General features: G+C 65.2%; 23 protein-coding genes and 1 tRNA gene. 22 read left to right on the top strand and 2 right to left on the bottom strand.

The window, feature by feature from the left end; translation table 11 throughout:
* The first annotated feature begins 61 nt into the window (after window positions 1-61).
* From trpB to glmM, 5 genes are all read left to right on the top strand, one after another.
* On the top strand, window positions 62-1,288 hold the full coding sequence (trpB, locus tag OC373_RS03775; RefSeq protein WP_019182666.1) for a tryptophan synthase subunit beta: 1,227 nt from the start codon (window positions 62-64) through the stop codon (window positions 1,286-1,288).
* Window positions 1,285-1,983: a hypothetical protein gene (locus tag OC373_RS03770; RefSeq protein ID WP_261997105.1), complete on the top strand. Its 699-nt coding sequence runs from the start codon at window positions 1,285-1,287 to the stop codon at window positions 1,981-1,983. Before trpB ends, OC373_RS03770 begins: the two co-directional genes overlap by 4 nt.
* 1 nt (window position 1,984) lies before the next feature.
* Complete coding sequence (gene trpA, locus OC373_RS03765; protein WP_070425595.1) at window positions 1,985-2,797, top strand: tryptophan synthase subunit alpha; 813 nt, start codon at window positions 1,985-1,987, stop codon at window positions 2,795-2,797.
* A 138-nt stretch (window positions 2,798-2,935) separates the two neighbouring features.
* Window positions 2,936-3,820, top strand: a complete 885-nt coding sequence (gene accD / locus OC373_RS03760) for an acetyl-CoA carboxylase, carboxyltransferase subunit beta (protein ID WP_019182669.1) — start codon at window positions 2,936-2,938, stop codon at window positions 3,818-3,820.
* Complete coding sequence (glmM, locus tag OC373_RS03755; protein ID WP_261997104.1) at window positions 3,820-5,172, top strand: phosphoglucosamine mutase; 1,353 nt, start codon at window positions 3,820-3,822, stop codon at window positions 5,170-5,172. Before accD ends, glmM begins: the two co-directional genes overlap by 1 nt.
* 72 nt (window positions 5,173-5,244) lie before the next feature.
* On the opposite strand, the gene OC373_RS03750 is transcribed toward glmM, so the two are convergent.
* Entirely contained in the window at window positions 5,245-6,099 is an 855-nt protein-coding gene (locus tag OC373_RS03750) for a polysaccharide deacetylase family protein (RefSeq protein ID WP_070425593.1), read from the bottom strand.
* Window positions 6,086-7,237 carry a glycosyltransferase family 4 protein gene (locus OC373_RS03745; RefSeq protein ID WP_070425592.1) on the bottom strand — a complete coding sequence of 384 codons (1,152 nt, stop codon included), beginning with the start codon at window positions 7,235-7,237 and terminating at the stop codon, window positions 6,086-6,088. Before OC373_RS03745 ends, OC373_RS03750 begins: the two co-directional genes overlap by 14 nt.
* Before the next feature lie 392 nt (window positions 7,238-7,629).
* Between OC373_RS03745 and OC373_RS03740 the strand changes: the two genes are divergently transcribed.
* The 17 genes from OC373_RS03740 (at window position 7,630) to OC373_RS03660 (ending at window position 23,823) form a co-directional block, all read left to right on the top strand.
* A complete protein-coding gene (locus OC373_RS03740; RefSeq protein WP_019182673.1) occupies window positions 7,630-8,565 on the top strand; it encodes a 2-oxoglutarate and iron-dependent oxygenase domain-containing protein in 936 nt (311 codons plus the stop codon).
* Between the two features lie 277 nt (window positions 8,566-8,842).
* Window positions 8,843-9,598, top strand: coding sequence for a triose-phosphate isomerase (tpiA, locus tag OC373_RS03735; RefSeq protein WP_046273238.1), 756 nt, complete (start codon window positions 8,843-8,845; stop codon window positions 9,596-9,598).
* Between the two features lie 55 nt (window positions 9,599-9,653).
* Window positions 9,654-10,094: a preprotein translocase subunit SecG gene (gene secG, locus OC373_RS03730; protein WP_070427438.1), complete on the top strand. Its 441-nt coding sequence runs from the start codon at window positions 9,654-9,656 to the stop codon at window positions 10,092-10,094.
* 49 nt (window positions 10,095-10,143) lie between these two features.
* Window positions 10,144-10,228: transfer RNA gene (locus tag OC373_RS03725), tRNA-Leu, on the top strand.
* Window positions 10,229-10,340: 112 nt separating this feature from the next.
* Window positions 10,341-10,697, top strand: coding sequence for an NADH-quinone oxidoreductase subunit A (locus tag OC373_RS03720; RefSeq protein WP_026069699.1), 357 nt, complete (start codon window positions 10,341-10,343; stop codon window positions 10,695-10,697).
* A complete protein-coding gene (locus OC373_RS03715) occupies window positions 10,688-11,242 on the top strand; it encodes an NADH-quinone oxidoreductase subunit B (protein ID WP_019182677.1) in 555 nt (184 codons plus the stop codon). The genes OC373_RS03720 and OC373_RS03715 overlap by 10 nt, the downstream gene beginning before the upstream one ends.
* 32 nt (window positions 11,243-11,274) lie before the next feature.
* On the top strand, window positions 11,275-12,027 hold the full coding sequence (locus OC373_RS03710) for an NADH-quinone oxidoreductase subunit C (protein WP_019182678.1): 753 nt from the start codon (window positions 11,275-11,277) through the stop codon (window positions 12,025-12,027).
* Window positions 12,024-13,331: an NADH-quinone oxidoreductase subunit D gene (locus OC373_RS03705; protein ID WP_046273237.1), complete on the top strand. Its 1,308-nt coding sequence runs from the start codon at window positions 12,024-12,026 to the stop codon at window positions 13,329-13,331. Before OC373_RS03710 ends, OC373_RS03705 begins: the two co-directional genes overlap by 4 nt.
* Before the next feature lie 94 nt (window positions 13,332-13,425).
* Window positions 13,426-13,953 (top strand): NADH-quinone oxidoreductase subunit NuoE, encoded by a 528-nt coding sequence (nuoE, locus tag OC373_RS03700; protein ID WP_019182680.1) that lies wholly within the window; start codon window positions 13,426-13,428, stop codon window positions 13,951-13,953.
* 3 nt (window positions 13,954-13,956) lie between these two features.
* Window positions 13,957-15,297, top strand: coding sequence for an NADH-quinone oxidoreductase subunit NuoF (gene nuoF, locus OC373_RS03695; RefSeq protein WP_261997103.1), 1,341 nt, complete (start codon window positions 13,957-13,959; stop codon window positions 15,295-15,297).
* Window positions 15,294-17,528: an NADH-quinone oxidoreductase subunit NuoG gene (nuoG, locus tag OC373_RS03690; protein WP_261997102.1), complete on the top strand. Its 2,235-nt coding sequence runs from the start codon at window positions 15,294-15,296 to the stop codon at window positions 17,526-17,528. Before nuoF ends, nuoG begins: the two co-directional genes overlap by 4 nt.
* The gene (nuoH, locus tag OC373_RS03685) at window positions 17,525-18,631 is read left to right on the top strand and encodes an NADH-quinone oxidoreductase subunit NuoH (protein ID WP_261997101.1); all 1,107 of its coding nucleotides are present in this window, start codon (window positions 17,525-17,527) and stop codon (window positions 18,629-18,631) included. The genes nuoG and nuoH overlap by 4 nt, the downstream gene beginning before the upstream one ends.
* A 3-nt stretch (window positions 18,632-18,634) precedes the next feature.
* Window positions 18,635-19,123, top strand: coding sequence for an NADH-quinone oxidoreductase subunit NuoI (gene nuoI, locus OC373_RS03680; RefSeq protein WP_017355930.1), 489 nt, complete (start codon window positions 18,635-18,637; stop codon window positions 19,121-19,123).
* Between the two features lie 9 nt (window positions 19,124-19,132).
* The gene (locus tag OC373_RS03675) at window positions 19,133-19,789 is read left to right on the top strand and encodes an NADH-quinone oxidoreductase subunit J (protein WP_026069700.1); all 657 of its coding nucleotides are present in this window, start codon (window positions 19,133-19,135) and stop codon (window positions 19,787-19,789) included.
* The gene (gene nuoK / locus OC373_RS03670) at window positions 19,786-20,091 is read left to right on the top strand and encodes an NADH-quinone oxidoreductase subunit NuoK (protein WP_019182685.1); all 306 of its coding nucleotides are present in this window, start codon (window positions 19,786-19,788) and stop codon (window positions 20,089-20,091) included. Before OC373_RS03675 ends, nuoK begins: the two co-directional genes overlap by 4 nt.
* Before the next feature lie 7 nt (window positions 20,092-20,098).
* Window positions 20,099-22,291: an NADH-quinone oxidoreductase subunit L gene (gene nuoL / locus OC373_RS03665; RefSeq protein ID WP_261997100.1), complete on the top strand. Its 2,193-nt coding sequence runs from the start codon at window positions 20,099-20,101 to the stop codon at window positions 22,289-22,291.
* A 23-nt stretch (window positions 22,292-22,314) separates the two neighbouring features.
* The gene (locus OC373_RS03660) at window positions 22,315-23,823 is read left to right on the top strand and encodes an NADH-quinone oxidoreductase subunit M (protein WP_070425588.1); all 1,509 of its coding nucleotides are present in this window, start codon (window positions 22,315-22,317) and stop codon (window positions 23,821-23,823) included.
* Window positions 23,824-23,850 lie beyond the last annotated feature (27 nt).

The following is a 23,850-nucleotide window of genomic DNA, read 5'->3' as shown; positions in this document are numbered from 1 at the left end:
CGATATTCCTGTCATGACAGGTGCGTTAAATTGGCAGCCTGTCTCCACCGGCTGTCGCGCTATGTCCGCTTCCCCCACGTCCCCCATCGTCGATTTCCACGCCTACCCCGATGCCAACGGCCATTTCGGCCGCTATGGCGGGAGTTTCGTCGCCGAGACCCTGATCGGGCCGCTGCAGGAGCTGGCCGCCGCCTATGACCAGGCACGTCGCGATCCGGCCTTCATCGCCGCCTATGACAAGGACCTGACCCACTACGTGGGCCGTCCCAGCCCGATCTACCATGCCGAGCGCCTGAGCCAGCAGGTCGGCGGTGCGCAGATCCTGCTCAAGCGCGAGGACCTCAACCACACCGGCGCGCACAAGATCAACAACACCATCGGCCAGGCGCTGCTCGCCGCGCGGATGGGCAAGAAGCGCATCATCGCCGAAACCGGCGCAGGCCAGCATGGCGTGGCCAGTGCCACCGTGGCCGCACGCCTGGGCCTGGAATGCGTGGTCTACATGGGCGCCACCGACATCGAGCGGCAGAAGATCAACGTCTACCGCATGAAACTGCTCGGCGCGACAGTGGTGCCGGTCACCTCCGGCTCGGCCACCCTCAAGGACGCGCTCAACGAGGCGATGCGCGACTGGGTCACCAACGTGCGCGACACCTTCTACATCATCGGCACCGTGGCCGGCCCGGATCCGTACCCCCGCATGGTGCGCGATTTCAACGCGATCGTTGGCCGCGAGGCGCGCGCGCAGATGCTCACCGATTACGGCCGCCTGCCCGACGCGATCACCGCCTGCGTCGGTGGCGGCAGCAATGCGATCGGCCTGTTCCACGCGTTCCTCAACGATCGCGACGTGCGCATCGTCGGCGCCGAAGCGGCCGGCGATGGCATCGAGACCGGCCGTCATGCCGCCTCCATCGCGGCCGGCCGCCCGGGCGTGCTGCATGGCAACCGCACCTATGTGATCTGCGATGACGACGGCCAGATCACCGAAACCCATTCGGTCTCGGCTGGCCTGGACTACCCGGGCGTCGGCCCGGAGCACGCCTTCCTGGCCGATGCCGGGCGCGCCGAGTACGTGGGCATCACCGATGACGAAGCGCTGGCCGCGTTCCACCAGCTGGCGCACAGCGAAGGCATTCTGGCGGCGCTGGAATCCAGCCATGCGGTGGCGCAGGCGATCAAGATCGCCCGCGAACTGCCGCGCGACAAGCTGGTGCTGTGCAACCTGTCCGGCCGCGGCGACAAGGACGTACACACCATCGCTGCGCGCGAGGGTCTGGTGCTGTGAATCCGCTGCTGCGCCAGGGAAGTGCGCTGCTGATGGTGGTCGGCCTGACCGGATGTACGCCGCCGGATCCGCCGGTGTTGCCGGCACCTGCCGCAGCGGTCGGTGCGGTCGCACCGGCGCGGCAACGGGCCAGCAATGACGATGACATCGCCAATCGCCCGATCGAGGACGAGCCGGCGCCGCCTGCCGCGGCGGAGGCCACCGTGGCTGACGAGGCCGCCCCTTCGGTGGTCTCGGTCGCGCTGGATCATGCCGGCGATGTGCTGATCGGGCAGCGCTTCACCGAGCTCGCCGCCGACGGCCCCTGGCATTCGGCCGGGCTGAGCGAGGGCGAGCCGAGCGGTGCGTGCGAGTACTACGAGCGGGGCAACCTGCCCGAGGGCGTGTCGATGATGGTCGAGGACGATCACGTGCAGCGCTTTGAACTGGCTCCGATCGAGGACTCCTACGAGGCCATCACCCAGCCGGGGCCGTTCGGGCTGCGCCTGGGCATGACGCTGGATGAAGCGCTCAAGCGCTTGCCGCCGGGCAGTACGCGCGCACCGCATGCCTATGACCCGGAAACGGGCGAATACCTGACCTGGCAGGACCCTGGTTCGGATCTGGCGATCCGGCTGGAGATCTTCGACGGGGTGATATCGAAGCTGTACTGGGGCGCCAGTGGCGCCGTTGAACTGATTGAAGGATGTGCCTGAGATGTCCGTGGACCGTATCGATGCCTGTTTTGCCCGCCTGCGCGATGAAGGTCGCAAGGCGCTGATTCCCTTCATCACCGCTGGTGACCCTGGCCTGGACGCCACCGTGCCGGTGATGCACGCGCTGGCGGCTGCCGGTGCGGACGTCATCGAACTGGGGGTGCCGTTCTCCGACCCGATGGCCGACGGCCCCACCATCCAGCGCAGCTCCGAGCGCGCGCTGGGCCGCGGGGCGGGGCTGCGCTACGTGCTGGAAACGGTCGCAGCCTTCCGGCGGGACGATGTCACCACGCCGGTGGTGCTGATGGGCTATCTCAACCCGATCGAGATCCATGGCACGGCCCGCTTCGCGCAGTCGGCGATCGCCGCGGGCGTGGACGGCATCCTGCTGGTCGACCTGCCGCCGGAAGAAGCCGCCGAAACCCGTGAGATCTTCACCGCGGCCGGTCTGGCGCTGATCCTGCTGGCCTCGCCGACCACGGCCGACGCTCGTCTGGATACCTTGTCCGCGATGGCCGAAGGGTACCTTTACTACGTCAGCTTTGCCGGCGTGACCGGCGCATCCGAACGGCTGGACAGCAGCGCCGCCAGTGCCCGCCTGCGCGACCTGCGCAGCCGCTCCAGCGTGCCGGTGGTGGCCGGCTTCGGGATCAAGGATGCGGCCAGTGCGGCGGCCATGGCCGTCGAGGCCGATGGCGTGGTGGTGGGCAGTGCGCTGGTGGCCGCATTGGGCGAGGCGCCCGATGCCACGGGCGCAGCACGGACCGCGCAGGCATTCCTCACGCCGCTGCGACGCGCTCTCGACGCCGCCTGAAGCACGCAAACGTACGTACCAGAATGGTTTACGTCAGCCCCCCGGCAACCCCCGGGGGGTGCCCGAGCATGGAAACGGTGAGCTAGACTGTCCGCCTTTGCGGCCCCCGGGCCGCCCTGAACGGAAGTAGCATCCCGCATGAGTTGGCTCAGCAAGTTGATGCCGTCTGGCATCCGCACCGACAACGTCCCCAGCAAGAAGCGCAGCGTCCCCGAGGGCCTGTGGGAGAAGTGCAGCAGCTGCGGCAGCGCGCTCTACCGTCCTGAGCTGGAAGAGAACCTGGAAGTCTGCCCCAAGTGTGGCCACCACATGGCCATCCGCGCGCGTGCGCGCCTGGCCGCGCTGTTCGATGCGGACAGCACCACCGAGATCGGTGCGCGCCTGGGGCCAACGGACCTGCTCAAGTTCAAGGACCAGAAGAAGTACAGCGAGCGCATCAAGGCCTCGCAGAAGAACACCGGCGAGTACGACGCACTGATCGCCATGCAGGGCCTGATGAAGGGCCGCCCGCTGGTCGCCTCCGCGTTCGATTTCGCCTTCATGGGCGGCTCGATGGGCTCGGTGGTCGGTGAGCGCTTCTCGCTGGCTGCGGAAAAGGCCTTGGAGATCGGTGCGCCTTACGTGTGCTTCTCCGCCAGTGGCGGCGCGCGCATGCAGGAAGGCCTGTTCTCGCTGATGCAGATGGCCAAGACCTCGGCCGCGCTGGGTCGCCTGCGCGATGCCGGCCTGCCGTACATCTCCGTGCTGACCCACCCGACCACCGGTGGCGTGTCGGCCTCCTTCGCGATGCTGGGCGACATCAACATCGCCGAGCCGCAGGCACTGATCGGCTTCGCCGGCCCGCGCGTGATCGAGCAGACCGTGCGCGAAAAGCTGCCGGAAGGCTTCCAGCGCTCGGAGTTCCTGCTCGAGCACGGCGCGATCGACCAGATCTGCGACCGCCGCGAGATGCGCGATCGCCTGTCCGAAATCCTGGCCATGCTGGCACGCCAGCCGGCGCCGGCACCGGACGCGGCGGCCTGATGGCGTCGCGCAAGTATTTCGGCACGGATGGCATCCGCGGCAAGGTCGGTGAGGGCGTCATCTCCGCCGATTTCGTGCTGCGCCTGGGCAATGCGCTCGGGCGCGCGCTGACCGAGCGCAACGGGCACCGCCCGGTGGTGGTGATCGGCAAGGACACGCGCATCTCCGGCTACATGTTCGAAGCCGCGCTGGAGGCCGGGCTGGTCGCGGCCGGTGCGGACGTGCAGCTGCTCGGCCCCATGCCGACGCCGGCGGTGGCCTTCCTCACCCGCACCCTCGGTGCGGATGCCGGCATCGTCATCAGCGCCTCGCATAATCCGCATTACGACAACGGCATCAAGTTCTTCTCCGCCGATGGCGAAAAGCTCGATGACGCCACCGAGCTGGCCCTGGAAGCGGCGCTCGATGCGCCGTTCACCACGGTCGAGTCCGAGCGGCTGGGCAAGGCCATGCGCGCGCGGGATGCGGTCGGCCGCTACATCGAATTCTGCAAGGCCAGCGTGCCGCGCGGGTTCGATCTGCGTGGGCTGAAGATCGTGCTCGACTGCGCGCACGGTGCCACCTACCACGTTGCCCCGCTGCTGTTCCGCGAGATGGGCGCGCAGGTGGTCAGCATCGGTGATGCACCCAACGGGCTGAACATCAACGATGGCGTCGGCTCGATGCACATCGACAATCTGGCCGCGAAAGTGCGCGAAGTCGGCGCTGATTTCGGCATCGCCTTCGACGGTGATGGCGATCGCGTGCTGATGGCTGATGACCAGGGCAATCCGGTCGATGGCGATGACCTGCTGTTCGTGCTGGCCCAGGCCTGGCAGCGCAGCGGTCGCCTGCATGGCCCGGTGGTCGGTACGTTGATGACCAACTTCGGCCTGGAGCAGGCACTGGAACGGCTGAACATCCCCTTCCAGCGCAGCGACGTCGGTGACCGGTACGTGCATCAGGCGCTGGTGGAAAACAACGGGGTGCTCGGCGGCGAAGCGTCCGGCCATCTGCTGTGCCTGGACCGCGCCACCACCGGTGATGCGATCGTCAGTGCGCTGCAGGTGCTGGAAGTGCTGCGCCGTGACAGCACCTCGCTGCGCCAGGTGCTGTCGGTACTCAACAAGGTGCCGCAGAAGACCGTCAACGTGCGCCTGCAGGGCGCTGCCAAGGCCACCGTACAGGCCGAGAGCGTGCAGGCTGCGCTGCTGGCTGCACAGCAGGCAGTGAAGGGGCGCGGCCGCGCGTTCCTGCGGCCCTCGGGCACCGAGCCGGTGGTGCGTGTCACCGTCGAGGCCGACAGCGCCGAGTTGATGCAGTCCACGCTGGACAGCCTCTCGGCGGCGGTGAAGGCGGCGGCCGCGGCCTGAGCCGGGCAGCGAGGCCGGAAACTGGAAACGCCCCGGGAAACCGGGGCGTTTTCGTTGCGGCGGGGTAGCGCGTTACGGCCCCGGCACCATCTTCTTTTTCTTCGCCTTGAAGCGGTTGAACAGTGGCGCGACCAGCGGGTGGTAACTGTAGGCGATGCGCTTGCGCAGCCAGCTCGCCGGCCGGTTGCGGATCGCGAAGCGGTAGATGTGTTCCGGATCGCCACCGACCACGTTGCGGCCGAACGGATGGGTGGTATGCAGGTACTTGAAGCCGTGCGCCCGCGCGATCTGCACATAGTCCTCGTCGAAATCGCCGTACGGCCAGCACAGGGTGTCCGAGACCTCGCCCAGCTGCTGCTGCAGGACGTCGCGCGCCACCGACAGGTCGCCGGCGATGCCCTGGCGCTTGTGCTCGCGGGAGATCGCCTGCTTGAGCCAGCGGGTGTGCGTGTGCGTATGGCAATGTACTTCGAAGGTGCCGGCGGCGATCATCGCGCGCGCCTCGCTCCAGCGCATCATCACATCGTCCGGGCGGTTGTCGCGCAGGATCGCCTCCTCGCAGCCGCGATGGTCCGGTGTCGCGGGCAGGGTGGCGCCGGGCTGGCCCGCATGCGGGCGGACATCGCCTTCGCCCATCCAGCCGGTCACCACGAACACGACCGCGTGCATGCCGTACTTGGCCAGGATCGGATGCGCGTACACCCAGTTGTCCAGGTAACCGTCATCGAAGGTGATCACGATCGACCTGGCCGGCGTCGGCTTGCCCGCGAGGAAATCCGCGTACTGGTCCAGCGTCAGCGAGGTCCAGCCATTGGCCGCCAGCCAGGCGATCTGGCTTTCGAAGTTTTCCGGCGAGACCGTGATCATCCCCGGGGACGGGGAGACATGGTGGTGCATCAGCACCGGGACGGATCTAGCGTTGGCCATGGCCCAGTTCCTTCAACCACTGGTGGTAATAGTGTTCGGTCGCTTCAGTGTGACCGGTCGGGGTGAAGCGGTGCGCGCTGCGCATCCATTCCCAGCCCGCCAGGCCCATCTGCTGGCGGCGGTCGGGCTGTTCGATCAGGGTACGCAGTGCGTTGGTCAGCGCGGCCTGGTCGCCCAGCGGCGCGAGCAGGGCATTGCTGCCTTCCACCACCATCTCCGGCACGCCGCCCACGCGCGTGGCCACGATCGGCACGCCGACGTAGGCGGCCTCGAGGAACACCGTCCCGGCCGCTTCCTTGTGGGTGGCCAGCGCGAAGATATCGAAGCCGGCCATCAACCGGCAAGCGCCCTGGCGGTAGCCCAGCAGGTGCACCTGCGCGGCGATGCCGAACTGCTCGCGCAGGGCGATCAGGCGATCCATCACCGGCTGGCCATCACCGACGATCACCAGCTGCACGCGCGGGTTGGCCTGGCAAAGTGGCGCCATCGCCTTGAGCAGCTCCAGGTGGCCCTTGGGTTCGCGCAGCACTGCGACACAACCGACCACGATCTGCTCGTCGCTGAAGCCCAGTTCGGCGCGCACGTCGGCGCGGGTGTCCTGCAGGCACTGCCACGGGTCGCGCTTGGCGATCTGCGACCACTGCGGCGGCACCGCGATCGGCGGGACGATTCCCACGCGCGCATCGTCGATGCCGCGGCTGACCATCAGTTTCTTGACGAAGCTGCTCACGGTCATCACCCGGTGGGGCAGGCCGGTGTAGGTCAGCAGCGAATTGATCGGGCTCATCAGGTGGCGCGAACGCACCACCAGCGGCGTGCCGCCCAGGCGCGCGCCGGCGGCGGCAATCAGGCTGTCGCGGCGGCTGGTGGTGTTGACCACGTCATAGCCATGGCGACGTACCAGGCGCGAGACCGACCAGATGCCGCGCAGCATGCGCAGCAGGCCGCCCATCCTGAGCGCGTGCACGGTGAAGCCGGCTTCGCGTGCCATCTCGCCCAGCCGCGCGCCGGGCTGGCACAGCAGCGAGACGTCATGGCCGCGATCGCGCATGGCCAGCATGTGGCGGTAGATGTAGATCTCCTGCCCGCCAAATCCCTTGGCAGCCTCGGTATGGAGAATTTTCAGTGGAGCGTTCATCGGTGGACAGTCCATGTGTGGAAACGCGCCCGCGGCAGGCGCGGGCGGCCGTCGTCATTGCCTGCGGAATCGCGCCAGCGCATCCCATGCGCTGTGCGGTGCCGTGGGTGGGAGGTCATGCGTGCACATCGGCCACGGGGTCGGCCCTGCCGGCGTGAGCCGGCGCAACGCCATCGGCGATGAGGGGGAGGGCAGGGCATCCATCAGGCGGGCGGGGCAAGGAGTAAAGGGGGCGGCGCGTCAGCGTCACCGTTGGCCCGTTCTGGCCGTCTGGGCGCGCGCATTGTATCGGTTTGTATCAATGTATCGGTGGCGGGGTTGGCCCGATCTGGCACAATGTTCAGCCGGGCCACAGCTGGCCCACCGACCACCATGAACAAGCAGGAATCGCTGTGAGCCAGATCCCCACCCTCGACATCACCCGTTTCGACACCGACCGCGATGCGTTCGTGGCTGAGCTGGGTGCGGCCTACCGCGAATGGGGCTTTGCTGGCATCCGCAACCACGGCATCCCGCAGGCCGATATCGACGCCGCCTACGAGGTCTTCAAGGCCTTCTTCGCGCTGCCCGAAGAGACCAAGCGTCAGTACCACGTGCCGGGCAGTGGCGGCGCGCGCGGCTACACGGCTTTCGGCGTGGAGACCGCCAAGGGCTCGCAGCACTTTGATCTGAAAGAGTTCTGGCACATCGGCCGGGAGATCCCGGACGACTCCCCGTACCGCGAGGTGATGGCCCCGAACCTGTGGCCGAGCGAGGTGCCGGGCTTCCGTGAGCGGGGCTACGGGATCTACCAGGCGCTGGACAAGCTGGGCTCGCGCGTCCTGTCGGCGCTGGCGCTGCACATTGGCCTGCCGGAGGACTTCTTCGCCGACAAGACCAACAACGGCAATTCGATCCTGCGCCCGATCCATTACCCCCCGATCACGGCGGAGAACATCCCGAACGTGCGCGCCGGGGCCCATGGCGACATCAACTTCATCACGCTGCTGGTCGGCGCCAGTGCGGCCGGCCTGGAAGTGCAGTCGCACGAGGGCAAGTGGGTGCCGTTCACCTCCGACGCGGACACCATCGTGGTCAACATCGGCGACATGCTGCAGCGCCTGACCAATCACGTGTACCCCTCCACGATCCACCGCGTGGTCAATCCCCCGGGCGAGCAGGCGCGCCAGCCGCGCTACTCGGTGCCGTTCTTCCTGCACCCGAACCCGGATTTCCTGATCGACGTGCTGCCGACCTGCATCACCCCGGAGAACCCGAGCCGCTACCCGGAGCCGATCACCGCCCACGGCTTCCTGGAAGAGCGCCTGCGCGAGATCAAGCTGAAGTAAGCGATCCGCCGGGACACAAGAGAAGGCCGCCGCAAGGCGGCCTTCTTCATTCCGGGTCGTGCCGGCCGCTGGCCGGCTTGCTCCACCGCACTCCGATGCGCGCCAACCCACCTGCGCCCGCCCAGCCCGGGCGCCCCCGCCGCCGCTGTCGCCCTCGCACTTGCCTTTCGTCCGCGGCGGAAAATAAATATCCAATTGAAATGTAAGCGTTTTCTGACCAACGCCATTTCGTTGCATCCGTTATCATGGCCGGCTGATACCCAAAGGAGCCCCCGCCATGCGCCGCAAGATCGTCGCCGGTAACTGGAAGCTGCACGGCAGCCGCCAATTCGCCACCGACCTGGTCAGTGACCTGGTTGCCGACCTCCCGCTGCAGGGCGTCGACGTCGTGGTCCTGCCGCCGCTGCCGTATCTGGGCGAGCTGGTCGAAGCCTTCGAAGGCCGCGCCGTTGCGTTCGGCTCCCAGGATGTCAGCAGCAATGAAAAGGGCGCCTACACCGGTGAAGTCTCGGCCACCATGCTGGCCGAAGTCGGGGCCCGCTACGGCCTGGTCGGACACTCCGAGCGCCGGCAGTACCACGCTGAAAGCAGCGAACTGGTCGCCCGCAAGTTCGCCGCCGCCCTGCATGCCGGTCTGACCCCGATCCTGTGCGTCGGTGAGACGCTCGAGCAGCGCGAAGCCAACCAGACCGAGGCGGTCATCGCCGCCCAGCTGGCCCCGGTGCTGGATCTGGTCGGGGCCGCAGGGTTCGCCCAGGCCGTGGTCGCCTATGAGCCGGTCTGGGCCATCGGCACCGGCCGGACCGCCTCCAAGGAGCAGGCCCAGCAGGTCCACGCGTTCATCCGTGGCGAAGTGGCCAAGCTCGATGCTAGAATTGCGGATTCACTGTCGATCCTCTATGGCGGCAGCGTGAAGCCCGACAACGCCGCGGAACTGTTCGCACAGCCCGATGTCGATGGTGGGCTGGTGGGCGGCGCCTCGCTGGTGGCCGCGGACTTCCTTGCCATCGCCGCCGCGGCGGCGGGGCGCTAATTAGTTACGTTGTCGGCCCAACCGCCGGCACGACATGTCCGAGGACGGATTCGAAATGCTGATGTTGATCCTCAATGTGGTCTACGTGCTGGTCGCAGTGGCCATGATCGCGCTCATCCTGATGCAGCGTGGTTCCGGCGCGGCCGCAGGGTCGGGTTTCGGTGCCGGCGCCTCGGGCACCGTGTTCGGCGCACGTGGTGCGTCCAACTTCCTGTCCAAGTCGACCAAGTGGCTGGCCGTGGTGTTCTTCGGCATCAGCCTCTTCATGGCCTGGTACGCCAGCCATGGCTCGCGCCCGGCAGCACAGCAGGACCTCGGCCTGATGTCGGCGCCGGCCGCCACTGCGCCGGCCGCACCGGCAGGTGAGCTTCCGGCCGTGCCCAAGGCCCCGGAAGCCCCGGCGCAGCAGCCTGTTCCGTCGGCCACTGTGCCGGCTCAGGCGGAAACTCCGAAATCTGGTGAAGAAAAGCCTTCGGAAGGCACCCAGACTCGCTGAAGACGGTTACAATATGCGGCGCACTGGAGAACAACCGGTGCGATCGTAAGCCCAGGTGGCGGAATTGGTAGACGCACTACCTTGAGGTGGTAGCGACGAGAGTCGTAGGGGTTCGAGTCCCCTCTTGGGCACCATTTGTTTGTAAGCGGGTTCGTCTGGCGCGCAAAGCGCCAGGTAGCGGTATCCGTCCACTCCCCCATGCCAAAGCGCCTGCAGGCGCAGCGGCAGAGGCAAGAGAGAATCGCTGTGCTGGCCGAATATTTGCCGTCTCTGCTGTTTCTGATCGTTGCCACCGGTATCGGCGTTGCGCTGATGCTGGTTGGCCGATTCCTCGGTCCCCGACGTCCTGATCTTAAAAAGCTCTCGCCGTACGAATGCGGCTTCGAGGCTTTCGAGGACGCGCGCATGAAGTTCGATGTGCGCTACTACCTGATCGCGATTCAGTTCATCGTATTTGATCTGGAAATCATCTTCATCGTGCCGTGGACCCAGGTCTTCATGGAACTGGGCGCACGTTCGCTGGTCACGATGGGCCTCTTCGTAGGCATGCTTTTCCTCGGTTTCATTTACGTCTGGAAGAAGGGAGCGCTGGAATGGGAGTAATTCAGACGCTCGACGGCCTGATGAACAACCCGGTCCCGGAAGGGCGGGTCGATGACATCCTGCGCCCCGAAGGCGACAACCCCCTGCTCGAAAAGGGCTACGTGACCACCAGCGTCGATGCGCTGTTGAATTGGGCGCGTACCGGTTCGATGTGGCCGATGACCTTTGGTCTGGCCTGCTGCGCAGTGGAAATGATGCACGCCGGTGCGGCGCGCCTGGATCTTGACCGTTACGGCGTGGTGTTCCGCCCGTCGCCGCGTCAGTCCGACGTGATGATCGTGGCCGGCACCCTGGTCAACAAGATGGCTCCGGCCCTGCGCAAGGTCTATGACCAGATGCCGGACCCGAAGTGGGTCATCTCGATGGGCAGCTGTGCCAACGGTGGCGGCTACTACCACTACTCCTATGCAGTAGTGCGTGGCTGTGACCGCGTGGTGCCGGTGGACATCTATGTCCCCGGCTGCCCACCTACCGCCGAAGCGCTGGTGTACGGGATCCTGCAGTTGCAGAAGAAGATCTGGCGTACGCAGACCATCGCCCGCTGACATCCCTCCTGACAAGAGCACGCCAAGCCCCCATGGCAGAGCAAGCACATTCCTTCATCGACCGACTTTCCGCACGTTTCGCAGGTGCGCAGGTCTTCGTGGTCGAACCCCGCGGCGAAGTGACGCTGGAAGTGCCCGCCGCTGACTGGCATGCCACCGCTCTGGCGCTGCGCGACGAATTCGGTTTCGAGCAGGCCGTTGACCTGTGCGGCCTGGATTATCTCGGTTATGGCAGCGACGAATGGGATACGGCCGATGTGTCGTCCCAGGGTTTCAGCCGTGGCGTCGAGGGCAAGTCCGTCGGCCGTTTCGCCTGGGGTGAATTCCCCACCCGCGAAACCAGCGATGGCGCCCAGCCGCAGCCGATCCCGCTGCAGCGGTTTGCCGTGGTCGCCCAGCTGCGTTCCTACCAGCACAACCTCACCATGCGCATCCGCTGCTTTGCGCCGAACGAGGAACTGCCGGTGGTCGCTTCGCTGACCAACATCTGGCCGGGCCTGAACTGGTTCGAGCGCGAAGCGTTCGATCTGTTCGGCGTGATCTTCGAAGGTCACCCGGACCTGCGCCGCATCCTGACCGACTATGGCTTCGTCGGCCATCCGTTCCGCAAGGATTTCCCGCTGATCGGCAACGTCGAAGTGCGCTACGACGAAGAAAAACAGCGCGTCATCTATGAACCGGTGACCTCGGTCGAACCGCGTGTCGGCGTGCCGCGCGTGATCCGTGACGACGCCCGTTTCCAGACCGCTGCCGGTGAATCCGCGCAGTCGGAGGCAAGCAAGTGAGTGAATTCACCCAGGCCAGCCAGGCCTTTGCGAGCAACCCGGCCGAACTGCGCCAGGAGATCCGCAACTACACGATGAACTTCGGTCCGCAGCATCCGGCCGCGCACGGTGTGCTGCGCCTGATCCTGGAAATGGACGGCGAAACCATCATGCGTGCCGACCCCCACGTGGGCCTGCTGCACCGTGGTACCGAAAAGCTGGCCGAGTCCAAGCCGTTCAACCAGTCGATCGGCTACATGGATCGCCTGGATTACGTGTCGATGATGTGCAACGAGCACGCCTACGTGCGCGCGATCGAGACCCTGATGGGGATCGAGGCGCCGGAGCGTGCGCAGTACATCCGCACCATGTTCGACGAAATCACCCGCATCCTGAATCACCTGATGTGGCTGGGTTCCAACGCGCTCGATCTGGGCGCGATGGCGGTCATGCTGTACGCCTTCCGTGAGCGCGAAGAGCTGATGGACTGCTACGAAGCGGTCTCCGGCGCGCGCATGCACGCAGCGTACTACCGTCCGGGCGGCGTCTACCGTGACCTGCCGGACCACATGCCCAAGTACAAGGAATCGCGCTGGCACAAGGGCAAGGCCCTGAAGAACCTCAACGCCTCGCGCGAAGGTTCGCTGCTGGACTTCCTGGAGAACTTCACCGTCGAGTTCCCCAAGCGCGTGGACGAATACGAGACCCTGCTGACCGACAACCGTATCTGGAAGCAGCGTACGGTCGGCATCGGCGTGGTCACCCCGGAGCTGGCCCATGCCTGGGGCATGACCGGCGTGATGCTGCGTGGCTCGGGCATCGCCTGGGATCTGCGCAAGAAGCAGCCGTATGCCAAGTACGATGCGGTCGAGTTCGACATCCCGCTCGGCAAGGAAGGTGACTGCTACGACCGTTACCTGTGCCGCGTGGCCGAGATGCGCGAATCCAACCGCATCATCAAGCAGTGCGTCACCTGGCTGAAGGCCAACCCGGGTCCGGTCATGGTCAAGAACTTCAAGGTCGCGCCGCCCAGCCGCGAAGACATGAAGGACGACATGGAAGCGCTGATCCATCACTTCAAGCTGTTCAGTGAAGGCTACTGCGTCCCGGCCGGCGAAACCTACGCCGCCGTCGAAGCGCCCAAGGGCGAGTTCGGCTGCTACCTGATGTCCGATGGCGCCAACAAGCCGTTCCGCGTGCACCTGCGCGCGCCGGGCTTCGCCCATCTGTCCTCGATCGACTCGGTCGTGCGCGGGCACATGCTCGCCGACGTGGTGGCCATGATCGGCACCTACGACCTGGTGTTCGGTGAGGTGGACCGGTGATCGCATCCGCTTGCACGATGCCTGACACCCGCCGGCTGCTGCCGGCGCTGCAGGTTCTGGTTTTTAACGATTTCGTATTCGCTGAGGTCGGCCGATGAAGGCGACAGGTAATTTCGAGGCGGCGCGCGACGTCGACCCGATGGTGGTCTTGAGTGACAAGACCCGTGCGCACATCGATCACTGGCTGGCCAAGTTCCCGCCGGATCGCAAGCGCTCGGCTGTCCTGCAGGGCCTGCACGCCGCACAGGAACAGAATGCGGGCTGGCTGACCGACGAACTGATCGCCGGCGTCGCCAAGTACCTGGACCTGCCGCCGGTGTGGGCCTACGAGGTCGCCAGCTTCTACTCGATGTTCGAACTGGAGAAGGTCGGCCGCCACAACGTCGCCTTCTGCACCAACATCAGCTGCTGGTTGAACGGCGCCGAAGACCTGGTCGCGCACGCCGAGAAGAAGCTCGGTTGCAAGACCGGTCAGTCCACCGCCGATGGCCGCATCTACCTCAAGCGCGAAGAAGAATGCCTGGCCGGTTGCGCCGGTGCGCCGATGATGGTCATCAACGGCCATTACCACGAGCGCCTGACCGTCGAGAAAGTCGACGAGCTGCTGGACGGGTTGGAGTAAGACATGGCACATCATCACGCACCCAGTGGTCCGGTCGGTCCCGCACCGTTGCCGCACCAGGTGGTCTACACCACCCTGCATTACGACACTCCGTGGTCGTATGAAAACTACCTCAAGACCGGCGGTTACGCCGCCCTGCGCAAGATCCTCGAAGAGAAGATCTCGCCGGAGCAGGTCATCGAGATGGTCAAGCAGTCCAACCTGCGCGGCCGTGGCGGCGCGGGCTTCCCGACCGGCCTGAAGTGGTCCTTCATGCCCAAGGGCACGATGCAGAAGTACATCCTGTGCAACTCGGATGAATCCGAGCCGGGTACCTGCAAGGACCGCGACATCCTGCGTTACAACCCGCATTCGGTGGTGGAAGGCATGGCGATCGCCTGCTACGCCACCGGCTCGACCGTGGGCTACAACTACCTGCGTGGCGAGTTCCACCACGAGCCGTTCGAGAACTTCGAGCAGGCCCTGGCCGACGCGTACGCGAACGGCTGGCTGGGCAAGGACATCCTCGGCAGCGGCGTGGACATCGACATCTACGGTGCGCTGGGCGCCGGCGCGTACATCTGCGGCGAAGAAACCGCGCTGATGGAATCGCTGGAAGGCAAGAAAGGCCAGCCGCGCTACAAGCCGCCGTTCCCGGCCAACTTCGGCCTGTACGGCAAGCCGTCGACGATCAACAACACCGAGACCTATGCCTCGGTGCCGGCGATCATCCGCAATGGTCCGGAGTGGTTCCAGGGCCTGAGCCTGACCAAGAACGGCGGCCCGAAGATCTTCTCGGTCTCCGGTTGCGTGCAGAACGGCGGCAACTTCGAAGTGCCGCTGGGCACCACCTTCGACGACCTGCTGGAAATGGCCGGTGGTCTGAAGCCGGGCCGCACGCTCAAGGGCGCGGTCCCGGGCGGCGTCTCGATGCCGGTGCTGAAGGCTGAAGAGCTCAAGGGCCTGCAGATGGACTACGACACCCTGCGTGCCCTGGGCACCGGTCTGGGGTCGGGCGCCATCGTGGTGCTTGACGACAGCGTCTGCTGCGTCAAGTTCGCCTGCCGCATCAGCCAGTTCTTCCACAAGGAATCCTGTGGGCAGTGCACCCCGTGCCGTGAAGGCACCGGCTGGATGCACCGCGTGCTGGAGCGCATCGTCGCCGGCAAGGCCACGATGGAAGACCTGCATCAGTTGAAGACGGTGGCCGGCCAGATCGAAGGCCACACCATCTGCGCGTTCGGTGAAGCGGCGGCATGGCCCATCCAGGGCTTCCTGCGCCAGTTCTGGGACGAATTCGAGTACTACATCGTCAACGGTCATTCGATGGTTGACGGCAAGAAGGTGGAGGCAGCCGCCGCATGAGCGCGCAACCCGTAAACCCGAGCGTGCCACCGGATCACGTGACCGTCGAAATCGACGGCCAGTCCCTGGTCGTGCCCAAGGGCTCGATGATCATCCAGGCCGCCGACAAGGCCGGCATTCCGATCCCGCGCTTCTGCTACCACGAGAAGCTGCCGATCGCCGCCAACTGCCGCATGTGCCTGGTCGACGTGGAAAAGTCGCCCAAGCCGGCACCGGCCTGCGCCACGCCGGTCATGGATGGCATGAAGGTCGCCACCCGCAGTGAAAAGGCGCTGAAGTTCCAGCGCTCGGTGATGGAATTCCTGCTGATCAACCATCCGCTGGACTGCCCGATCTGCGATCAGGGCGGCGAGTGCGAGCTGCAGGACGTTTCGCTGGGCTATGGCCGTTCGGTCAGCCGCTTCAACGAGCGCAAGCGCGTGGTGCCCGACGAGGACATCGGTCCGCTGGTGGCCACCGAAATGACCCGCTGCATCCAGTGCACCCGCTGCGTCCGTTTCACCGCCGACGTTGCCGGTACCTACGAACTGGGTGGCATGTACCGCGGTGAAAACCTGCAGATCGGCACCTACGACGGCAAGCCGCTGACCACCGAGCTGTCCGGCAACGTCGTCGATGTCTGCCCGGTCGGCGCGCTGACCAACAAGGTCTTCCAGTTCCGCGCCCGCCCGTGGGAACTGACTGCACGCGAGTCGCTGGGTTACCACGACGCGATGGGCTCGAACCTGTTCCTGCACGTGCGTCGCGGCGAAGTGCTGCGCGCAGTGCCGCGCGACAACGAAGCCGTCAACGAATGCTGGCTGTCCGATCGCGACCGCTATTCGCACCAGGGCCTGTACAGCGATGACCGTGCGGTCAAGCCGCTGCGCAAGGTCAACGGCGAGTGGAAGGAAGTGAGCTGGGCTGAAGGCCTGGCCGCCGCAAAGGAAATCTTCGCCGCGAACCAGGGCGACGACCTCGGCGTGCTGGTGCACCCGTCGGCCTCGAACGAGGAGGGCGCGCTGCTGGCCCGCCTCGCCACCGGCCTGGGCACCACCAACATCGATCACCGCATCAACAACCGCGACTTCTCCGACGCCGCCACCGCCGAAGTCTTCGGCCTGCCGCTGGCCGAGATCGAAGGCGCGGACAGCATCGTCGTGCTCGGCAGCAACATCCGCCACGAGCTGCCGCTGCTGCATGCCCGGCTGCGCAAGGCACAGACCACGCGCAACGCGAAGATCCATGCCGTCAATCCGGTGGACTTCGATTTCGCGTTCAAGCTGGCCAGCAAGCAGATCGTTGCCCCGTCGGCCTTCATCGACGCGCTCGGCAGTGCCGACCTGCGCGACGCGGTCAAGGGCGCCAGCAATGCCGTGCTGATCGTCGGTGGCATCGCCGAAAACCACCCGCAGGCTGCCGCGATCCGCGCCGCCGCGCGTGATTTCGCCGCTGCGACCGGTGCCAAGCTGTGCCGCATCCCGCAGGGCGCCAATGCCGTGGGCCTGACCCGCGCCGGCGTGCTGCCGGCCGGCAAGGATGTCAACGCCATGCTGGCGCAGCCGCGCAAGGCGTACGTCATCTACGGCATCGAGCCAGGCCTGGACTTCGCCGACGCCGCCGCTGCCCGCAAGGCACTGGCCGGTGCCCAGGTGGTGGCCTTCAGCCAGTTCGCCTGTGCCTCGACCCGCGATGTGGCCGACGTGATCCTGCCGATCGGCGCGCTGCCGGAAGTGGATGCCACCTTGACCAACCTCGATGGTCGCGAGCAGTCGGCGCGTGCCGGCGGCAAGCTGCCGGGTGAGGCGCGTGAAGGCTGGCGCGTGCTGCGTGCACTGGGCGGCGAACTGTCGCTGGCCGGTTTCGAGTTCACCGATCTGGCCGGCCTGCGCGCCAGCCTGGCCGCGGTCAGCGTCAACGTGTCGTCTTCGGCGGCCACGCCGGTGGCGGGCGAGGGCCTGGAAGTGACCTCGACCGGCGCGATCTACCGCACCGATGCGGTGGTCCGTCGTGCCCAGGCGCTGCAGTCGCATCCGCTCAACAACGCCCCGCGCATCGTGCTCAACGCCGACGACGCTGCCCGCCTGCAGTTGGTGGAAGGCCAGATGGCCAAGGTCGGCACCGATGCCGGCCGTGCCACCTTGCCGGTGGTGGTCGACGCCCGCGTTGCCGCTGGGTCGGTCTGGATTGAATCGGGCCACGGTGCAACCGCACCGCTGGGTGCCGCACGCGTAACGGTGGTGGCTGCATGAACGAATTGCTGTTGAACGCGGTCGACCCGCTGCACCAGTGGCTGCTGTCACTGGGCGACATCGGCGCGCTGCTCTGGATCATCCTGAAGATCCTGGTGATCGCCATGCCGGTGATCATCTCGGTGGCCTTCTACGTGGTCTGGGAGCGCAAGCTGATCGGCTGGATGCACGTGCGTCATGGCCCGATGTATGTCGGCATGGGCATCTTCCAGGCCTTCGCCGACGTCTTCAAACTGCTGTTCAAGGAAATCATCCAGCCGAGCAGCTCGCACAAGGCGATGTTCATCCTGGCGCCGCTGATCACCCTGGGCCCGGCCTTCGCGGCCTGGTCGGTGATTCCCTTCGACGCGCGGATCGTGCTCTCCAACGCCAACGCCGGCCTGCTGTACCTGCTGGCGATGACCTCGCTGGGTGTGTACGGCATCATCCTGGCCGGTTGGGCCTCCAACTCGAAGTACGCGTTCCTGGGCGCCATGCGCGCCTCGGCGCAGATGATCAGCTACGAAATCGCGATGGGCTTTGCCCTGGTCGGCGTGATGATCGCTTCGGGCAGCCTCAACCTGAGCAACATCGTGATGGCGCAGGCGGGCAACTCCGGTCTGTTCGACTGGTTCCTGCTGCCGCTGTTCCCGCTGTTCATCGTGTACTGGGTGTCCGGCGTTGCCGAAACCAACCGCGCGCCGTTCGACGTCGTGGAAGGTGAGTCGGAAATCGTGGCCGGCCACATGGTCGAATACTCCGGTGGTGCGTTCGCGCTGTTCTTCCTGGCCGAATACGCCAACATGATCCTGATCAGCTTCCTGATCTCGATCTTCTTCCTCGGTGGTTGGCTGAGCCCGTTCCAAGGTTGGTTCGACATCCAGCTCAGCAACCAGGTCATTGCGCCGTGGGTTGAGTGGATCTGGGTGGGCGGCTGGCCGTGGCTGCTGCTGAAGGTCTTCTTCTTCGCCAGCTCCTACATCTGGTTCCGTGCCAGCTTCCCGCGCTTCCGTTACGACCAGATCATGCGTCTGGGCTGGAAGGTCTTCATCCCGCTCACCATCTTCTGGATTGCAGTGACGGCGTTGATGGTGTTTTACGGCGTGATCCAGAAGGGCGTCTAAGCGATGAACCGAATTACCCATTACTTCAAAAGCCTGCTGCTCCTTGAGCTGCTCGGTGGTCTGTGGCTGACCCTGAAGTACGCCTTCAAGCCCAAGTACACGCTGATGTACCCGATGGAGAAGTTCCCGCAGTCGCCGCGTTTCCGCGGCCTGCATGCGCTTCGCCGCTACCCCAACGGCGAGGAACGCTGCATCGCATGCAAATTGTGCGAAGCGGTGTGCCCGGCGCTGGCGATCACCATCGATTCGGCAAAGCGCGAGGACGGCACCCGCCGTACCACCCGTTACGACATCGATCTGTTCAAGTGCATCTTCTGCGGCTTCTGCGAAGAAAGCTGCCCGGTGGACTCGATCGTCGAGACCCACATTCTCGAGTACCACTTCGAGAACCGTGGCGAGAACATCGTTACCAAGCCGCAGCTGCTGGCCATCGGTGATCGGCTTGAAGCCGAGATCGCCGAGCGTCGCGCCGCCGATGCCGCTTTCCGCTGAGGTCGAATGATGGATTGGGTAAATATCAGTTTCTGGGTCTTCTCCATCGTGGCGGGCATTTCCGCCGCGGCGGTGATCAGCGTGCGCAATCCGGTCTATGCCGTGTTGTGCCTGATCCTGACCTTCTTCTCCGTGGCCTGCATCTGGATCCTGGTCGGCGCCGAGTTCCTGGGCGTGGCCCTGGTGCTGGTCTACGTCGGCGCGGTCATGGTGTTGTTCCTGTTCGTGGTGATGATGCTGGACATCGATCCCTCCAACCTGCGTGAGGGCTGGGTGCGTTACCTGCCGCTCGGCCTGGTGGTGGCGGTCACGATGCTGGTGCAGATGCTGGTGCTGATCGGCGTGAAGGGCAGGGCGGTCAATCCGTTCCCGGCCGACAACGCTGCCGCGCTGGCTGCCGACACCTCCAACATCACCTGGCTGGCCCGCAGCCTGTTCACCGAATACCTGCTGCCGTTCGAGTTCGCCGCCGTCATCCTGACCGTGGCCGTGGTTGCCGCCGTGATGCTGACCCTGCGTCGCCGCACCGGCCTGAAGACCCAGAACCCGTCCGAGCAGACCATGGTCAAGGGCAGCGACCGCCTGCGCGTGGTCAAGATGGACGCGGAGAAGCCGGTCGTGCACACCAACATCAAGCCGTCCAGCAACGAGGAGGCGCAGCCATGATCACGCTTGGCCACATTCTGGCGCTCGGCGCGGTGCTGTTCTGCATCAGCCTTGCCGGCATCTTCCTCAACCGCAAGAACATCATCGTGCTGCTGATGTCCATCGAGTTGATGCTGCTGTCGGTCAACATCAATTTCGTCGGGTTCTCGCGTGAGATGGGTGATACGGCCGGACAGCTGTTCGTCTTCTTCATCCTGACCGTGGCCGCGGCCGAGGCCGCCATCGGCCTCGCGATCCTGGTAACCCTGTTCCGTACTCGCCGCACCATCAATGTCGGCGAAGTCGATTCGCTGAAGGGCTGATCCGTAGATGGAAATCACTCTCTCCAAGAGTCTGTTGATCGCAGTGGTGCTCGCACCGCTGTTCGGCAGCATCATCGCCGGCCTGTTCGGTCGTCAGGTCGGTCGCGCTGGCGCGCAGGCGGTCACCATCCTCGGCGTGGCGGTCAGCTGCGTGCTGTCCAGCTATGTGCTGTACATGCTGCTGTGGGGCGGCGCCCAGCCGTTCAACCAGAACATCTATACGTTCTTCGAAGTGGGCCAGTACTCGGCGCACGTCGGCTTCATGGTCGACAAGCTCACCGCGATGATGATGGTCGTGGTGACCTTCGTGTCCTTCCTGGTGCACGTGTACACCATCGGCTACATGCAGGACGACCCGGGCTACCAGCGGTTCTTCAGCTACATCTCGCTGTTCACCTTCTCGATGCTCACCCTGGTGATGAGCAACAACTTCCTGCAGCTGTTCTTCGGCTGGGAAGCGGTGGGCCTGGTCTCGTACCTGCTGATCGGCTTCTGGTTCAAGCGCCCGACCGCCATCTTCGCCAACATGAAGGCCTTCCTGGTCAACCGTGTCGGTGACTTCGGCTTCATCCTCGGCATCGCCGGCGTGTTGTGGGTGTTCGGCACCCTCGATTACGCCACCGTGTTCGCCAATGCGCAGGTGCTGGGCCACCCGGATGCGCTGATCCAGATCTGGTCGGGCACGATCAACCTGTTCGGCACCTCCATTCCGGTGATGAGCGAGCCGGTGATCTGGTCGGTCGCCACCGTGATCTGCATCTGCCTGTTCATCGGTGCGATGGGCAAGTCGGCCCAGGTGCCGCTGCACGTCTGGCTGCCGGACTCGATGGAAGGCCCGACCCCGATCTCGGCCCTGATCCACGCCGCGACCATGGTCACCGCGGGCATCTTCATGGTTACCCGCATGTCGCCGCTGTTCGAGCTGTCGCAGACCGCGCTGAACTTCGTGCTGTTCATCGGTGCCACCACCGCGTTCTTCACCGGCCTGATCGGCATCGTGCAGAACGACATCAAGCGCGTCGTCGCGTACTCCACGCTGTCCCAGCTGGGCTACATGACCGTCGCCCTGGGTGTGTCGGCCTACTCGGCGGCCGTGTTCCACCTGATGACCCATGCCTTCTTCAAGGCGCTGCTGTTCCTCGGCGCGGGCTCGGTGATCATCGCCATGCACCACGAGCAGGACATGCGCAAGATGGGCGGCCTGCGCAAGTACATGCCGATCACCTTCATCACCATGTGGATCGGTACGCTGGCCCTGGTCGGCACCCCGTTCTTCTCCGGCTTCTACTCCAAGGACACCATCATCGAGGCCGCGCAGCACCACGCGCATGTCTCCTCGAGCTGGGTCGCGACCTATGGGTACTGGGCGGTGCTGGGTGGCGTGGTCGTCACCAGCTTCTACAGCTTCCGCCTGCTGTTCCTGACCTTCCATGGCAAGGAACGCTTCCGCGATGCGCATGACGATCACGGCCATGGCCATGACGATCATCACGCCGCAGACGCGCATGCAGCCGACGCCCACCATGGCGACGCGCATCATGACGATCATGGCCACGGCCATGGCGCGCATGAGCCGCACGAAACCCCGTGGGTGGTGACGCTGCCGCTGATCCTGCTGGCGATCCCCTCGATGGTCATCGGTTTCTTCAGCATCGGTCCGATGCTGTATGGCACCGACTGGGCCGGCCACCACGCCGACACCGCCATCCCGGGCCAGGTGCACTCGTTCTTCACCGGCATCGTTGATTTCTACGACCCGGCGCGCAACACCATTGGTGCGCTGGCCGAAGAATTCCACGGCCCGGTCGCCTTCGCGATCCACGGCATGATGGCCCCGGCCTTCATCCTGACGGTGGTCGGCTTCCTGCTGGCGGCGCTGTTCTACCTGTGGAAGCCGGAACTGGCCGGCAAGGCCCGCAAGACCTTCGCGCCGATCGTGTCGGTGCTGGAGAACAAGTACGGCTTCGACAAGCTCTGGATCGGCGGTTTCGCCGGCGGCGGTATCAAGCTCGGCAAGGTTTCGCGCGCGATCGACACGAATGTGGTCGATGGTGTGGTGGTCAACGGTTCGGCGCGCCTGATCGATCTGGCGGCCAACCTGCTGCGTCGCACCCAATCCGGTTTCCTCTATCACTACGCCTTCGCGATGATCATCGGCCTGATTGCCCTTCTGGGCGTCCTGATGCATTACCTGCGTTGATGACCTGTACGGAATAAGAAGACGTGTCGAACTGGCCCCTACTTAGTGTTCTCATCTGGCTGCCGATCATCGGCGGTGCATTGATCCTTGCCATCCGGGATGCCCAAACCGCCCGGTGGGCGTCCCTGGGCGTCGCGGTACTGACCTTCGTGGCCAGCCTGTCGCTGCTCAGCGGCTATGACAGGGGAATCGACGCGCTGCAGTTCGTCGAGACCCGCGCCTGGATCCCCGCCTACGACATCGGCTACAACCTCGGCGTCGACGGCATCGCGATCGCGTTGATCCTGCTGACCACGCTGGTCTCGGTGCTGGCCCTGATCGGTGCCTGGAGCGCGATCGACAAGCGCGTGAACCAGTACGTGGCCGCCTTCCTGATCCTGGAGGGTGTCACCGTCGGTATCTTCTCGGCGACGGACGCGATGCTGTTCTACGTGTTCTTCGAAGCGATGCTGATCCCGATGTTCCTGATCATCGGTGTCTGGGGCGGCCCGCGCCGCATCTACGCCGCGCTGAAGTTCTTCCTGTACACCTTCCTCGGCTCGGTGCTGATGCTGGTGGCCCTGATCTACCTGTACCTGAAGGGCGGCAGCTTCCAGCTGGCCGACCTGTACCAGCTGCAGCTGTCGGGCAAGGAACAGACGTGGATTTTCTTCGCCTTCCTGATCGCCTTCGCGGTCAAGGTGCCGATGTTCCCGGTCCACACCTGGCTGCCGGACGCCCACGTGGAAGCGCCGACCGCCGGTTCGGTGATCCTGGCCGCCATCGCCCTGAAGATCGGTGGCTACGGCTTCCTGCGCTTCAACCTGCCGATCGTGCCGGACGCCTCGCATGAGTGGGCCTGGCTGGTGATCGCGCTGTCGCTGGTGGCGGTGATCTACGTTGGCCTGGTCGCCCTGGTGCAGGACGACATGAAGAAGCTGATCGCCTATTCGTCGATCGCGCACATGGGCTTCGTGACCCTGGGTACCTTCATCGCCATGTGGCTGGTGCGCGACGCCGGCAACCCGGATGCCGCCCGTCTGGGCCTGCAGGGCGCGATGGTGCAGATGGTCTCGCACGGCTTCGTGTCAGGCGCGATGTTCTCCTGCGTCGGCGTGCTGTACGACCGCATGCACAGCCGCCGCATCGCCGATTACGGCGGCGTGGTCAACGTGATGCCCTGGTTCGCCACCTTCGCCATGCTGTTCTTCATGGCCAATGCTGGCCTGCCGGGTACCAGCGGGTTCGTCGGTGAGTTCATGATCATCATGGCCAGCTTCCAGCGCAATCCGTGGCTGGCACTCGGCGCGGCGAGCACCCTGGTGATCACCGCGGCGTATACGCTGTGGCTGTACAAGCGCGTGTTCTTCGGTGAAGTGGCCAACGCCCATGTCGCCGAACTGAAGGACATCAACGGTCGCGAGTGGCTGGTGTTGGGTGTATTCGCCGTGGGCACCCTTGCCCTGGGCCTGTACCCCAAGCCGCTGACCGACCTGATGGAGCCCTCGATCGCGAAGCTGGCGATGCAGATCGCATCCAGCAAGCTGCTGTAATCGGGCCGTCGAGAGTATTGATTCCAG

Origin of the sequence: Stenotrophomonas sp. Ste96 (genome assembly GCF_024519495.1) — a bacterium.
Lineage (GTDB): Bacteria > Pseudomonadota > Gammaproteobacteria > Xanthomonadales > Xanthomonadaceae > Stenotrophomonas > Stenotrophomonas bentonitica_A.
Note: the sequence above shows the minus strand (reverse complement) of the source record. Positions and strands in the feature narration are given on the sequence as shown.

Coding starts and splice junctions, on each gene's coding strand:
- secG (WP_070427438.1), top strand. CDS start 9,654: ATGCTGATGTTGATCCTCAATGTGGTCTACGTGCTGGTCGCAGTGGCC.
- trpB (WP_019182666.1), top strand. CDS start 62: ATGTCCGCTTCCCCCACGTCCCCCATCGTCGATTTCCACGCCTACCCC.
- accD (WP_019182669.1), top strand. CDS start 2,936: ATGAGTTGGCTCAGCAAGTTGATGCCGTCTGGCATCCGCACCGACAAC.
- OC373_RS03710 (WP_019182678.1), top strand. CDS start 11,275: ATGGCAGAGCAAGCACATTCCTTCATCGACCGACTTTCCGCACGTTTC.
- tpiA (WP_046273238.1), top strand. CDS start 8,843: ATGCGCCGCAAGATCGTCGCCGGTAACTGGAAGCTGCACGGCAGCCGC.
- nuoL (WP_261997100.1), top strand. CDS start 20,099: ATGGAAATCACTCTCTCCAAGAGTCTGTTGATCGCAGTGGTGCTCGCA.
- nuoI (WP_017355930.1), top strand. CDS start 18,635: ATGAACCGAATTACCCATTACTTCAAAAGCCTGCTGCTCCTTGAGCTG.
- OC373_RS03745 (WP_070425592.1), bottom strand. CDS start 7,237: ATGAACGCTCCACTGAAAATTCTCCATACCGAGGCTGCCAAGGGATTT.
- nuoF (WP_261997103.1), top strand. CDS start 13,957: ATGGCACATCATCACGCACCCAGTGGTCCGGTCGGTCCCGCACCGTTG.
- nuoE (WP_019182680.1), top strand. CDS start 13,426: ATGAAGGCGACAGGTAATTTCGAGGCGGCGCGCGACGTCGACCCGATG.
- trpA (WP_070425595.1), top strand. CDS start 1,985: ATGTCCGTGGACCGTATCGATGCCTGTTTTGCCCGCCTGCGCGATGAA.
- OC373_RS03715 (WP_019182677.1), top strand. CDS start 10,688: ATGGGAGTAATTCAGACGCTCGACGGCCTGATGAACAACCCGGTCCCG.
- nuoG (WP_261997102.1), top strand. CDS start 15,294: ATGAGCGCGCAACCCGTAAACCCGAGCGTGCCACCGGATCACGTGACC.
- OC373_RS03750 (WP_070425593.1), bottom strand. CDS start 6,099: ATGGCCAACGCTAGATCCGTCCCGGTGCTGATGCACCACCATGTCTCC.
- nuoH (WP_261997101.1), top strand. CDS start 17,525: ATGAACGAATTGCTGTTGAACGCGGTCGACCCGCTGCACCAGTGGCTG.
- glmM (WP_261997104.1), top strand. CDS start 3,820: ATGGCGTCGCGCAAGTATTTCGGCACGGATGGCATCCGCGGCAAGGTC.
- nuoK (WP_019182685.1), top strand. CDS start 19,786: ATGATCACGCTTGGCCACATTCTGGCGCTCGGCGCGGTGCTGTTCTGC.
- OC373_RS03675 (WP_026069700.1), top strand. CDS start 19,133: ATGGATTGGGTAAATATCAGTTTCTGGGTCTTCTCCATCGTGGCGGGC.